The following is a 12,844-nucleotide window of genomic DNA, read 5'->3' as shown; positions in this document are numbered from 1 at the left end:
TGCCATGAAATGGCTGGCGAAATCATGGGCGGGGCGTTAGCAGGCGGCATGTTCCGTATCGCCGTCCCGCTGGCAGCCCTGTGTCTCGCAGCTCCGCTTCGGGCCGAGTTGCCCGCTCCCGTGCGAGCCATGATCGATGCCGCGATCGCCACCGGCAATGCGGAGAAGATCGCCACCGTGGTCGAGATTGCGAAGCAGACCAATCCGGCCGATGTGGCCGAGATCAAGGCCATGCACGATGTTTTCCTGACCCGTCTAGCAGAGCGCAAGGCCGAAGAAGCGACGGCAAAGGCCGAGGCGGCTCGCACCGCCGGATTTTTCGAGCGCTGGGAGGGGGAAGGGCAGATCGGTGCCTTCTACGCCGATGGCAACAACAGTAATATCGGCGTTACCGGCACGATCGAACTCGAACGCGAGGGCGTGGACTGGAGCCACCGTCTGCGGGCGCGGGGTGATTACCAGCGATCCAACGGCCGGACCACGCGGGAGCAATATCTGGCTGCCTACGAGCCGCGCTACGACATAGACGAAGGCCTGTTCGCCTATGGCCTGCTGCAATATGAAAGCGACCGGTTCCAGGGCTTTGATTCGCGGCAGGCGGTATCGGGCGGATTGGGCTATCAGCTGCTGGACAGCGACGGTCTGAAGCTGTCGGTGAAGGCCGGGCCTGCCTACCGCCGGACTGTCTTCCTGTCGGGTGAGGCCGAAAACAGCCTGGCCGGATTGGTCGGCCTCGATTTCGACTGGCAGATTGCCGACGGGCTGACCCTGACGCAGGACACGAACATGGTGGCGGAAGCGGCGGGCAGCGCCACGGTCATCATCGATTCGTCGAATACGACACTGAACCTCGTCACCGCCCTTCGCGCAAAGATCAGCGACCGGGTTAGCACGCGCCTGTCTTACACGGTGGATTACAACAGCAACCCTGCACCGGGCGCCGTGTCGACCGATACGCTGTCGCGCTTTACCATTGTTTACGGGTTCTAGAGCGTTGATGCGACCTCGTTTCTCTTTCACCCTCGCCGCGCAGGACGGGCAGGCACGAACCGGGACAATCGCCATGCGGCGCGGCGAGATCCGCACGCCTGCCTTCATGCCGGTGGGCACGGCGGCCACGGTCAAGGCGATGAAGCCCGAAGCCGTGCGGGCAACGGGTGCCGACATCATCCTCGGCAATACCTATCATCTGATGCTGCGGCCGGGTGCCGAAAGGGTCGCCCGGCTGGGCGGTCTGCATCGCTTCATGAACTGGGATCGCCCCATCCTGACCGACAGCGGCGGCTATCAGGTGATGAGCCTCTCCGAATTGCGCAAGCTGACGGAAGAAGGGGTGGAATTCCGCAGCCACATCGACGGGTCGCGGCATATGCTGACGCCCGAAAGGTCGATGGAGGTACAGCGCCTGCTCGGCTCCGACATCGTGATGGCGTTCGACGAATGCCCGCGTGCGGATCAGGGGCGCGATGCAATCGCCGCTTCCATGGAAATGTCGATGCGCTGGGCGCAGCGCAGCCGCGAAGCGTTCGATACCGGCGGCGATCATGCCGAAGGCGCGGCCCTGTTCGGCATACAGCAGGGGGCATTGGATGCGGATTTGCGGCGGGCGAGCGCCGATGCCCTGCGCGAGATCGGCTTCGATGGCTATGCCATCGGCGGGCTGGCGGTGGGGGAAGGGCAGGAAGCGATGTTCGCCACGCTCGATTTCGCGCCGTCGCAATTGCCGGCGGATGCGCCGCGCTATCTGATGGGCGTCGGCAAGCCCGACGATCTGGTCGGCGCGGTGGAACGCGGGGTCGATATGTTCGACTGCGTGTTGCCCAGCCGTTCGGGGCGTAACGGGCAGGCTTTCACCTGGAACGGGCCGCTGAACATCCGCAACGCGCGTTTCGCGGAGGATACCAGGCCGCTGGACGAACGCTGCCTCTGTCCGACCTGCGCCATTTACTCGCGCGCCTATCTTCACCATCTTCAAAAGGCCGGCGAGATCCTGGGTGCGATGCTGATGACGGAGCATAATCTGTCCTTCTACCAGCAATTGATGGCCGCCATGCGCAATGCGATCGAGAACGGGCGCTTCGCCCTGTTCGCCACCAGTTTCCGCCAGGATTATCTCGGGAGCGACGAATGAACTGCAAGATGCCCGAAAATTGCATGACCATGGCTGAAGTGCGCGACGGGGTCGATGCCACGGATCGCGAGTTGATGGCGCTGCTCGACCGCCGCTATGGCTACATGCGCGCCGCTGCGCGGATCAAACCGACGCGTGAGGCTGTGCGGGACGAGGATCGCAAGAAAGCGGTCGTGGATGCGGCGCGCCGGGATGCCGAGGAGCGGACTTTGCCGGCCGACGATCTCGCCCGCATCTGGGATGCGCTGGTCGAAAGCTCCATCGCCTACGAGCTGGCGGAATGGGACCGCAGGGGCTGAACAACGCCTTGGGCGGCGCTACAAATGAAAAGGGCGGCCCGCAGGACCGCCCTTGCCGTAAATGTGCGAAACCGATGGATCAGCGCGAGTAGAACTCGACGACCAGGTTGGGTTCCATCGTGACCGGATAGGGCACTTCGTCGAGCTTCGGCACGCGGGTGAAGGTCACCTTGTCGGTGCCGTCGGGCGAGACGTAATCGGGAATGTCCCGCTCGGGCAGGCTCTGTGCTTCGATGATCAGCGCCATTTCCTTGGCCTTGTCGCCCAGGCTGATGACATCGCCGACCAGAACGCGGCGGCTGGCGATGTTGCACTTTTCGCCATTCACGCGAATGTGGCCGTGATTGACGATCTGGCGCGCGGCCCAGATGGTGGGGGCGAATTTGGCGCGATAGACCACCATGTCCAGGCGCTGTTCCAAGAGGCCGATCAGGTTCTGGCTGGTATCGCCCTTCATCTTGCTGGCTTCGGTATAGCTGCGCTTGAACTGCTTTTCGGTCACGTCGCCGTAATAGCCCTTCAGCTTCTGCTTCGCGCGCAGCTGCAGGCCATAATCCGAAACCTTGCTCTTGCGGCGCTGGCCGTGCTGGCCGGGGCCGTAGGAACGCTTGTTGACGGGGGAATTAGGACGGCCCCAGATGTTTTCACCCATCCGGCGGTCGAGTTTGTACTTGGCGCTCTTGCGCTTCGACATGATGTCTTATCCAATCTGCTATCGCCACCACCCGGATAACGGGCGATTTCCGGCGCTTTAACCCGGTATCGCACCGTCCGGCCTGTTGCCGGACGTGGCTGCCGCTTCACCGGGGTGCGGAGCCAATTCGTACCCGCGCCCCTTGCCGCCTGATGAGCGACAAGTCAAGCGCGGCACGTCATCAGCTCTCGTCGGCCGCGCCCTTTCGCCCCCTGCGGCCCAGCGTCGTCAGCACGCCGCGCAGGGTTCTGATTTCCAGATGGTTCCAGCGCGGCTTGGTCAGTACGGTGCGCAGGGTCCGGCGAGTCACTTCGGCCCGGATGGCGGGTTCGAAATATCCCTTCGGCTCCAGCATGGTCTCGAAATGGCCGATCAGACCGTCCAGTTCGGCCTGCGGTGCGGGCGGCAGATGGTCCTCCAGCGGCGGTTGGACCAGATCGCGGGTTTTCGACCATTCATAGGCGCAGAGGATCACCGCCTGCGCCAGGTTGAGCGAGCCGAATTCGGGATTGATGGGAACCGTGATGATTGCACGGGCCAGCGCCACATCATCCATGTCGAGCCCGGATCGTTCCGGCCCGAACAGGATGGCGCTGCGCCCCCGCTCGCCAGCAATCGAGCGGATCGCCGCCTCGGGGGTCAGCACCGGTTTGGTCACGCCGCGCTTGCGCACGGTGGTCGCATAGACATGGGAACAGTCGGCAACAGCCTCTGCTGCCGACGAAAATACCTGCGCCTTTTCCAGCACGATATCGGCGCCCGCCGCTGCCGGTCCGGCGGAAGGGTTCGGCCAGCCGTCCCGCGGTTCGACGAGGCGCAGTTCCGCCATGCCGAAATTCAGCATGGCGCGCGCGGCCTTGCCGATATTCTCGCCAAGCTGAGGCCTGACGAGGACGATGACAGGCGCGTCGTCGAGTGAGGAGGAACGGTCAGTCGGTGGCGACATCGCGCACGCTGCTGGCGAATTGTTCGAAATCGCGCGCTTCGCTGAAGTCGCGATAGACGGAGGCAAAGCGGATATAGGCGACGCTGTCGATCTGCCGCAGACCTTCCATCACCAGTTCGCCGATGCGGGACGATGCGACCTCCGCCTCCCCGGCGGTTTCGATCTGGCGCTGAATGCCCGACACCAGCTGATCGATGGTTTCCTGCGTGATATTGCGTTTCCGGCAGGCGAGCGCAACGGATTGCTCCAGCTTGCGCCTGTCGAAACTCTGCCGGCGGCGTTCCCCGCCACCGGCATCGTTTTTCACGACGGTCACCTCACGCAGTCGCACCCGTTCGAACGTGGTGAACCGCGCCCCGCAATGCGCGCACTGGCGCCTGCGGCGGATGGCCGTGTTGTCTTCGGTGGGCCGGCTGTCCTTGACCTGGCTGTCGTCATGGACACAGAAAGGACAGCGCATGGATCAGGGACGGACGCGCTTGTAGAAGGCGTAGCCCGCACCGGCCACTGCACCCAGCGGCAGCGTGACGAAGGGCAGCAGAATGCCCGCAACGGCGCCTACAGCAGCGCCGGTCAGCACCGGCTTGGTGCTGGGATGGTTCATTCCTTCGGAGAACATGCCCTTGGCTTCGCGGGTGGCGTCACCGGCAAGGCTGGGGCGTTCGTAGGCATCGTGGGTCGCCATCACGTGATCTTCGGTTGCGGTGACGGGGTGCAGCGTATCTCTGTCATCATTGTTCATCTTTTATCTTCCTGGATAGACGGGAAATTGTTCACACAGTTCCCCGACTCGCCGGCGCACCGTTTGTTCCACCTGACCGTCACCATCATCGCCGTTTCTCGCCATTCCTTCGACCACCTCGGCAATGAGGCCGCCGATAATCCGGAATTCCTCGGTTCCGAAACCACGGGTCGTACCGGCAGGCGTGCCGAGCCGGATGCCGCTGGTGACGAAGGGGCTGCGCCTGTCGAAAGGAATGCCGTTCTTGTTGCAGGTGAGATAGGCGCGATCCAGCCCCTTTTCCGCCGCCTTGCCGGTCACGTCACCGCCGCCGCGCGCCACCGTCAGGTCGACCAGCATGGAATGATTGTCCGTGCCGCCCGAAACGATGCGCAAGCCGCTGTCCTGCAAGCTGGCGGCAAGCGCACGGGCGTTGTCCTGCACCGCCTTGGCATAAGTCTTGAACTCGGGCCGCAGGGCTTCTGCGAAAGCCACGGCCTTGGCAGCGATGACATGCACGAGCGGACCGCCCTGCATGCCCGGAAATACGGCGCTGTTGAACTTCTTGGCCAGCGCCTCGTCATTGGTGAGGATGATGCCGGAGCGCGGCCCTCGCAGGCTCTTGTGCGTGGTGCTGGTCACCACATGGGCATGGGGGAAAGGGGATTCGTGAACGCCGCCGGCAACCAGCCCGGAGATATGGCTCATGTCGCACAGCAGCCAGGCACCGATCTCGTCGGCAATCTCGCGGAAACGGGCGAAATCCCAGCCGCGCGAATAGGCGGTGCCGCCGCAGATGATGAGCTTCGGCCTGTGCTCGCGGGCGATGGAGGCGACCTCGTCCATGTCAATCAATTCGTCATCCTGCCGCACGCCGTAAGCGACCGGGTTGAACCATTTACCGCTCATGTTCACCGGCGAGCCATGCGTCAGATGGCCGCCGGAATTGAGGTCCAGCCCCATGAAGGTGTCGCCCGGCTGCAGCAGCGCCAGGAACACGGCCTGGTTCATCTGGCTGCCGGAATTGGGCTGCACATTCGCATATTCGCAGCCGAACAGCTTCTTCGCCCGCTCTATGGCGAGGGTCTCGACGACATCGGCATAGTCGCAGCCGCCGTAATAGCGTTTGCCGGGATAGCCCTCGGCATATTTGTTGGTGAAGACGGATCCCGTCGCCTCCAGCACCGCGCGGCTGGCGATGTTCTCGCTGGCGATCAGTTCGATCTTGTCGCGCTGGCGCCCGAGTTCGTTGCGGACGGCCGCGTAGATTTCCGGGTCTGCTTCGGACAGGCTGTCGCACCAGAAACGCTGCGTACCGGGGGGAAGGGTGCCGGTTGAAAGGCTGTCGGTCATCGTCGCACCTTGTTTTCGCATAGGGATCAGCGGGGAGGGTTGGTCAGCTTGTCGACACGGCGCTGGTGGCGGCCGCCGGCGAATTCCGTCTCGAGAAATGCGGTGACGCAGGCCTTGGCCATGTCGATGCCGGTCAGCCGGGCGCCAAGGGCAAGGCAGTTCGCATCATTATGTTCACGGGCGAGGGTTGCGGAAAGCGGGTCCGACACCAGCGCGCATCGCATGGCCGGATTGCGGTTGACCGACATGGATATCCCGATGCCCGATCCGCAAAGCGCGATCCCGCGCTCTGCCGTGCCATCGGCAACGACACCGGCCAGCTTGTATCCGAAATCGGGGTAATCGACGCTGTCGGCGTTGGCAGGGCCAAGATCGGCAACCTCGTGGCCTTCTTGCATCAGCCATTCGGCCAGCGCGGATTTCATGTCCAGTGCAGCATGATCTGAGGCGATAGCGATTTTCATGGCTGAGCCCTTCGGTGAAAGCGCGCCGCATAGGGCATGTCGCCATCGACTGCCAGCCCCGGCACCTGTCTATCGACAGCTGCCGGGGCTGGATCGACACGATTACTGGTCGAGGAAGCTGCGCATCTTGCGGCTGCGGCTGGGGTGCTTCAGCTTGCGCAGGGCCTTCGCCTCGATCTGGCGGATACGTTCGCGCGTCACGCTGAACTGCTGGCCGACTTCCTCCAGCGTGTGATCGGTGTTCATGCCAATGCCGAAGCGCATCCGCAGGACGCGTTCCTCACGCGGGGTAAGGCTGGCGAGCACGCGGGTGACGGTTTCCTTGAGGTTGGCCTGAATGGCGGCATCGACCGGAATAATCGCGTTCTTGTCCTCGATGAAGTCGCCCAGATGCGAATCTTCCTCGTCACCGATGGGCGTTTCGAGGCTGATCGGTTCCTTGGCGATCTTCATCACCTTGCGAACCTTTTCCAGCGGCATCGACAGCTTTTCCGCCATTTCCTCCGGCGTTGGTTCGCGGCCCTGATCGTGCAGGAACTGGCGGCTGGTCCGCACCAGCTTGTTGATCGTCTCGATCATGTGGACCGGGATGCGGATGGTGCGGGCCTGATCGGCGATGGAGCGGGTAATCGCCTGCCTGATCCACCAGGTCGCATAGGTGCTGAACTTGTAACCGCGGCGATATTCGAATTTGTCGACCGCCTTCATCAGGCCGATGTTGCCTTCCTGGATGAGGTCGAGGAACTGCAGGCCGCGATTGGTGTATTTCTTGGCGATGGAGATGACGAGGCGCAGATTGGCCTCCACCATTTCCTTCTTCGCGATACGCGCCTCGCGCTCGCCCTTCTGCACCATGTTCACGATGCGGCGGAATTCTTCCAGGCTCATGCCGGTGTTCGCGGCGATGTCGGCAATTTCAGCCCTGATGCGTTCTACCGCATCGGCTTCCTTCGATGCGAAGGCGGCCCATTTCTTGTCCTTCTTCGCATTCGCCTTCAACCAGCTGTCGTCGAGTTCATTGCCGATATAGGCATTGAGGAACTCGATCCGCTTGACCTTGTGCCGTTCGGCAAGGCGCAGCATCTGGCCGCCCAGCGCAGTCAGCCGGCGATTGAAGGCGTAGAGATTGTCGACGAGGAATTCGATCTTCGTCGCGTGGAACTGGACGCTTTCCACCTCGGCCGTCAGTTCCTCGCGCAGGGTCTCGTATTTCTTTTCCTTCGCCGCCGGGAAATCGTCGCCGCGGGCGATGGTATCGACCCGTTCCGCCTGCAATTTCTCGAACTTGCGGAACAGGTCGGTGATGCGCGCGAAGCGGACGATCGCGTCGGGCTTCAGCGCCGCTTCCATCTGGGCGAGGGAGAGGGTGTTGTCCTCCTCCTCGTCATCGTCGCGGCGCTTGGACCCGCCTTCACCGTCTTCGTCGTCATCGCCATCATCGCCGCTTGAACCGTCCTCATCCTCGTCATCGTCGCGGATGGTCGGGCCGGCGGTTTCCTCGCTGATTTCGCCGCTGTCGTCCTCCTCGCCTTCCTCCATCTTGTCGACCGGGGGTTCCTTCGACAGCATGGCATCGAGGTCGAGGATTTCGCGAAGCTGCATTTCCTCATTATTGAGCGCTTCGGACCAATGGATGATCGCGTGAAAGGTGATCGGGCTTTCGCAAAGGCCGATGATCATCATGTCGCGGCCGGCCTCGATCCGCTTGGCGATGGCGATCTCGCCTTCGCGGCTGAGCAGTTCCACCGCGCCCATCTCGCGCAGATACATCCGCACCGGATCGTCGGTGCGTTCGCCTGCCGCCAGCTTCTTCGGCGCGGCGGCGGGCTTCTTCGCCTCCTTGGAATCGTCGGCGGTGATTTCCTCGACATCGCTGTCGCCATCGGTCTCGGAATCGGCTTCCGCTTCCTCGTCATTTTCCACGATGTTGACGCCCATCTCGCTGATCGCGGACATGACATCCTCGATCTGCTCGCTGTTCATCTGGTCCTGCGGCAGCGCCTCGTTCAACTCGTCATAGGTGACGTAACCCCGCTTCTTCGCTTTACCGATCAGCTTCTTGATCGACGCCTCGTTGAGGTCGATCAGCGGCGCATCGTCATTCTTCTTGGTGTTCGCTTCGGAAGCCATCGATCTGTTGTCAGTCCGTTACCTGGCCCGTCAACGCATCGCCTTGCGCCGGAACGGGTTCTGAATTGTCTTGGGCCACGCGGGCGGCCCGGTTGCTTGCCATCTGCCCGAGTCGCTTTTCGAAAGCCAGCTTTCGTTTGAGCAGGCGCTGCTGCTCGGCGAAAGCGCCTTCCGGATCAGTCTCGAACCGCGCAGTTGCAGCCGCAAGGGCCGCCTCCAGCGCGGGCCGCTCCACCAGCAGCGACACGGCTTCAGCCAGATCTTCGCGCGCGACCTGAGGTTCGGTTCCTTCCACGAGGAAGGAAAAACGGGTGTCTTCAGGCGGCGCAGCCTGGCTTTCACCGTCCGATATGGGCGATGTGCGCCCCGGTTCAAGCGCTTCTGCGGCATCGAGCAGGGAATCTACCACAGGTGCGATGCGCGCATCGCTGGCGGCGTAACGCGAAAGTGCGTCGGCATGGCGCATGACTTCGGCAGGGTGGCGCATTAATCCCGCGATCACGGCGGCTGCCAGTCCGTCGCGGCTGCCGCCTTCGCTCATGCGCCGCAGACGCTGCGAAGCTTCCGGAGAAAGGACGGGATCGGGCGCTTTGCGGAACACGCCCCGCTGAAACGGCGCGGCACTGCTATTCTTCACCCACGGTCTGCGTTCGCGCGGCGGAAAGGCGAAGGCGGAGAAACGTTCGAGCAGTTCCCGCCTGTAAAGTGCGGCAATATCTGTATCGCCAATCGCTTCCACATGCGCCAGAAGCCGCGCCTTCAGCCCCGCCTTGTCCTCGGGCGAATGGAGCGGCTGCGCGTCTCGTTCATGCTGCCACAGCATGTCGAGCAGGCTGGCAGGCGCGGCGAGTAAATCTTCCAGCGCCGCCCGGCCTTTCTCCTTCAGCAGATCATCGGGATCCTTGCCCGCCGGCAGCGTTACGATAGACAGCGAATGAGAGGGGCGGAGCATGGGCAGGGCGCGTGTGGCCGCCCGCATCGCAGCCCGCTGGCCCGCGGCATCGCCATCGAAACACAGGATGGGGCGAGGAACCTGCCGCCACAGCAGTTCGATCTGCTGTTCCGTTACGGCGGTGCCCATCGGCGCGACGGCATCCTCGATACCGGCGGCGGCGAGGGCGACCACGTCCATATAGCCTTCGACCACGATCATCCGCCCGGTCTGCCGCGATGCCGGGCCGGCGCGGTGCAGATTGTAGAGGCTCCGCCCCTTGTCGAACAGCGGGGTGTCCGGCGAGTTCAGATATTTCGGAGCATCGCTGCCGGATTGCAGGATGCGCCCGCCGAAGCCGATCACACGGCCGCGCTGGTCCTGGATCGGCAGCATCAGACGGTCGCGGAAGCGGTCGTAGGGCGGCTTGCCTTCCACTGCGACGCGCAACCCCGCTTCGATCAGTTCCTTCTCATCGAATTGTCCCAGCGCCTGCTGCAACGCCTGCCTGTCAGCCGGAGCATAGCCGAAGCCGAAACGAGCAGCGGTATGGGCATCGAAGCCGCGCCCGGCCAGATATTCGCGCGCCGCGCTCCCGGCATCGGACTGCAATTGCGCCGCGAACCATTCCTGCGCCGCCTGCGTGACGTCATGCAGCCCCGCCCGTCGCTCGGCGGCCTGCATGGCTTGCGGATCGGGGGCGGGCATCTCCAGGCCGGCCTCGCTCGCCAGTTCCTTCACCGCGTCGATGAAGGGCAGGCCGCGCTGGTCCGTCATCCAGCGGATCGCATCGCCATGCGCGCCGCAGCCGAAGCAGTGATAGAAGCCCTTCTGGTCGCTGACGGTGAAGCTCGGCGATTTCTCGTCGTGAAACGGGCAGCAGGCCTTATGTTCGTGACCTGCCTTCTGCAGCCTGACCGTACGCCCGATCAGGCTGGAGAGCGAGATGCGCGCGCGCAATTCGTCCAGCCATTGTGGGGATAGCGCCATGCGGCTCGCCTTACAGCTTCTTCGCCGCGCCCGCCAGTGCGCCGGCGCGGGTTATTCGGCCAAGACTGCCTCTGGATACGGCAGACGGCGCTTACTGGAAGCTGTCCTTCACGAACCCGCTGGCCTCCGACATGTCCAGAGTAGCGCCGTGGCGGCTTTTCAATTCGGCCATCACCTTGCCCATGTCCTTCACCGATTCGGCACCGATATCCGCCTTTACCTGCGCGATGGCGGCGCGCATTTCGCCTTCATCCATCATCTGCGGCAGGAATTCCGTGATCACGGCAAGCTCTGCCTTTTCCTGATCGGCCAGTTCGGTGCGCCCGCCATCCTCGTACATCTGGATCGATTCGCGGCGCTGCTTGGCCATTTTCTGAAGCACCTCGGTCACCATATCGTCGTCATCGGGCACGCTCTTGGCCGTGCGGTTCTCGATATCGCGGTCCTTGATCTTGGCACCGATCAGCCGCAGGGCCGCCGTGCGCGGCTTGTTGCCGGCCTTCATGGCCGCGATGGTTTCTTTCTGAACATTCTCGCGCAGCATCTTCAGTTCCTCGGGAAGCGGATAATCTGGCGACCCTATACAAGATGCCCCCGCACTCGCCATAGCTGCGGCGCAAAATCGCCATCCTGAACGGGTGTGGACAGATGCGCGCTTGACGGAAGGGGCGGCGCAGCCTAGCCGCTGCGGCTTAGCAACATCGCCGGTATTTTTCGCAAACGGAGCGCCCCCATGGCCGACCCCGCCACAACTCTTGCGCAACCTGCGGGTGCGACAGGAGTCCTCGTTCTGGCCGACGGCACCGCCGTCTGGGGCAAGGGCTTCGGCGCTTCCGGCTCCGCCGTGGGCGAACTCTGCTTCAACACGGCGATGACCGGCTATCAGGAAGTGATGACCGATCCCAGCTACGCCGCGCAGATCGTCAATTTTACCTTCCCTCACATCGGCAATGTCGGCGCGAATGAGGAAGACCGCGAAAGCCGGGTGGAAAGCGCCGTGGGCTGCATCGTGCGCGAGGAAGTGACGCCGCATTCCAGTTTTCGCGCCAGCGACCAGTTCGTCAGCTGGATGGCGGCGGAAGGGCGCATCGGCCTGTCGGGCGTGGACACCCGCGCGCTGACCCGCCGCATCCGGCTGTCGGGCGCGCAGAACGCGGTGATCGCGCATGATCCGCACGGCCGTTTCGATTTGCGCGAGTTGAAGCGGCAGGCTGCCGATTGGGCCGGACTGGAAGGCATGGACCTCGCCAGCCGGGTCAGCCGCGAGAAGGCCGAAGGCTGGGAAGGCGGCGAATGGACGCTGGGTGAAGGTTACGGCAGCGCGGCGCAGGGCGCTGGCGACAGGCCGCATGTGGTCGCGGTGGATTACGGATCGAAGGACAACATCTTCCGCAATCTGGTGCGCGCCGGCGCCCGCGTGACGGTTGTTCCGGCCAGCGCGAGCGTGGAAGACATCATGGCGCATGAACCTGCGGGCGTGTTCCTCTCCAACGGCCCCGGCGACCCTGCCGCCACTGGCGAACGGGCGGTGCCGGTCATCCGCGAATTGCTGGATCGCAACATGCCGATCTTCGGCATCTGCCTCGGCCATCAATTGCTCGCTCTGGCGGCAGGCGCGAAGACGAAGAAGATGCACCAGGGCCACCGCGGCGCCAACCACCCGGTCCAGCGCGTGGGCGAAAGCTGGGGCGACACCGAAGGCCTCGTGGAGATCACCAGCATGAACCACGGCTTCGCGGTCGATGGCGATACGCTGCCGGAGGGCGTGGAGCAGACCCATGTGAGCCTGTTCGACGGCTCGAACTGCGGCATCGCGATCAGCGGCAAGAAGGCATTCGGGGTGCAGTATCACCCGGAGGCAAGTCCGGGGCCGCAGGATAGCTTTTACCTGTTTGATAAGTTCGTGGGAATGTTGGGGTGAGGCTCGGGTTGATGGCTTCCATCGTATTGCTCTCAGCATGTTCCGAGCAACCCGCGTCGATAGAGCAAATTTCGACCTCTCTGAAGGCATGCGGCATTCACGATGCCGATGTCCGGATCGACAAAGGCGGCAACCCTGCTTGGTATTGGTCACCAGACGACGACGTCTTGAATGACGATATCGATTGCGTTCGTGCTCGTTTAGACGAGTTCGGTGTTCGCGCAGAATTTTTTGATAAAACAGTTACGGACGGAGCCCAATAGC

The 12,844-nt window shown here is 63.2% G+C and carries 14 protein-coding genes; 5 read left to right on the top strand and 9 right to left on the bottom strand.

From position 1 onward, the window contains the following. Positions 1-9: 9 nt before the first annotated feature. Genes HG250_RS10490 through HG250_RS10480 form a run of 3 tightly spaced genes read left to right on the top strand, consistent with a single transcriptional unit; the run spans position 10 to position 2,430 of the window. A complete protein-coding gene (locus HG250_RS10490) occupies positions 10-990 on the top strand; it encodes a DUF481 domain-containing protein (protein WP_240957066.1) in 981 nt (326 codons plus the stop codon). Positions 991-997: 7 nt separating this feature from the next. Continuing rightward, on the top strand, positions 998-2,131 hold the full coding sequence (gene tgt, locus HG250_RS10485; protein ID WP_170005335.1) for a tRNA guanosine(34) transglycosylase Tgt: 1,134 nt from the start codon (positions 998-1,000) through the stop codon (positions 2,129-2,131). Further along, positions 2,128-2,430, top strand: a complete 303-nt coding sequence (locus HG250_RS10480) for a chorismate mutase (protein ID WP_170005271.1) — start codon at positions 2,128-2,130, stop codon at positions 2,428-2,430. The genes tgt and HG250_RS10480 overlap by 4 nt, the downstream gene beginning before the upstream one ends. A 79-nt stretch (positions 2,431-2,509) precedes the next feature. Here the strand turns inward: HG250_RS10480 and rpsD are convergent, their stop codons facing one another. The 9 genes from rpsD to HG250_RS10435 all read right to left on the bottom strand — a co-directional run bounded on the left by rpsD (position 2,510) and on the right by HG250_RS10435 (position 11,203). Next, positions 2,510-3,124, bottom strand: coding sequence for a 30S ribosomal protein S4 (rpsD, locus tag HG250_RS10475; RefSeq protein WP_170005270.1), 615 nt, complete (start codon positions 3,122-3,124; stop codon positions 2,510-2,512). Between the two features lie 181 nt (positions 3,125-3,305). Beyond that, complete coding sequence (locus tag HG250_RS10470; RefSeq protein WP_170005269.1) at positions 3,306-4,070, bottom strand: RNA methyltransferase; 765 nt, start codon at positions 4,068-4,070, stop codon at positions 3,306-3,308. Next, positions 4,054-4,530 (bottom strand): transcriptional regulator NrdR, encoded by a 477-nt coding sequence (gene nrdR, locus HG250_RS10465; RefSeq protein WP_170005268.1) that lies wholly within the window; start codon positions 4,528-4,530, stop codon positions 4,054-4,056. Before nrdR ends, HG250_RS10470 begins: the two co-directional genes overlap by 17 nt. 3 nt (positions 4,531-4,533) lie before the next feature. Next, entirely contained in the window at positions 4,534-4,812 is a 279-nt protein-coding gene (locus HG250_RS10460; protein WP_240957080.1) for a hypothetical protein, read from the bottom strand. Positions 4,813-4,815: 3 nt separating this feature from the next. After that, positions 4,816-6,144 (bottom strand): serine hydroxymethyltransferase, encoded by a 1,329-nt coding sequence (gene glyA / locus HG250_RS10455; protein WP_170005267.1) that lies wholly within the window; start codon positions 6,142-6,144, stop codon positions 4,816-4,818. A 26-nt stretch (positions 6,145-6,170) separates the two neighbouring features. Then, on the bottom strand, positions 6,171-6,608 hold the full coding sequence (rpiB, locus tag HG250_RS10450) for a ribose 5-phosphate isomerase B (RefSeq protein ID WP_170005266.1): 438 nt from the start codon (positions 6,606-6,608) through the stop codon (positions 6,171-6,173). Between the two features lie 102 nt (positions 6,609-6,710). Continuing rightward, positions 6,711-8,738 (bottom strand): RNA polymerase sigma factor RpoD, encoded by a 2,028-nt coding sequence (gene rpoD, locus HG250_RS10445; protein WP_170005265.1) that lies wholly within the window; start codon positions 8,736-8,738, stop codon positions 6,711-6,713. Positions 8,739-8,748: 10 nt separating this feature from the next. Continuing rightward, positions 8,749-10,659, bottom strand: coding sequence for a DNA primase (dnaG, locus tag HG250_RS10440; protein WP_170005264.1), 1,911 nt, complete (start codon positions 10,657-10,659; stop codon positions 8,749-8,751). A 91-nt stretch (positions 10,660-10,750) separates the two neighbouring features. Next, positions 10,751-11,203: a GatB/YqeY domain-containing protein gene (locus tag HG250_RS10435; RefSeq protein ID WP_170005263.1), complete on the bottom strand. Its 453-nt coding sequence runs from the start codon at positions 11,201-11,203 to the stop codon at positions 10,751-10,753. Positions 11,204-11,392: 189 nt separating this feature from the next. Between HG250_RS10435 and carA the strand changes: the two genes are divergently transcribed. Beyond that, the gene (gene carA, locus HG250_RS10430) at positions 11,393-12,580 is read left to right on the top strand and encodes a glutamine-hydrolyzing carbamoyl-phosphate synthase small subunit (RefSeq protein ID WP_170005262.1); all 1,188 of its coding nucleotides are present in this window, start codon (positions 11,393-11,395) and stop codon (positions 12,578-12,580) included. Positions 12,581-12,591: 11 nt separating this feature from the next. Beyond that, positions 12,592-12,843 (top strand): hypothetical protein, encoded by a 252-nt coding sequence (locus HG250_RS10425; protein ID WP_170005261.1) that lies wholly within the window; start codon positions 12,592-12,594, stop codon positions 12,841-12,843. Position 12,844: the final 1 nt, after the last annotated feature.

Source organism: Pseudopontixanthobacter vadosimaris, from assembly GCF_012979275.1.
GTDB lineage: Bacteria > Pseudomonadota > Alphaproteobacteria > Sphingomonadales > Sphingomonadaceae > Pseudopontixanthobacter > Pseudopontixanthobacter vadosimaris.
Note: the sequence above shows the minus strand (reverse complement) of the source record. Positions and strands in the feature narration are given on the sequence as shown.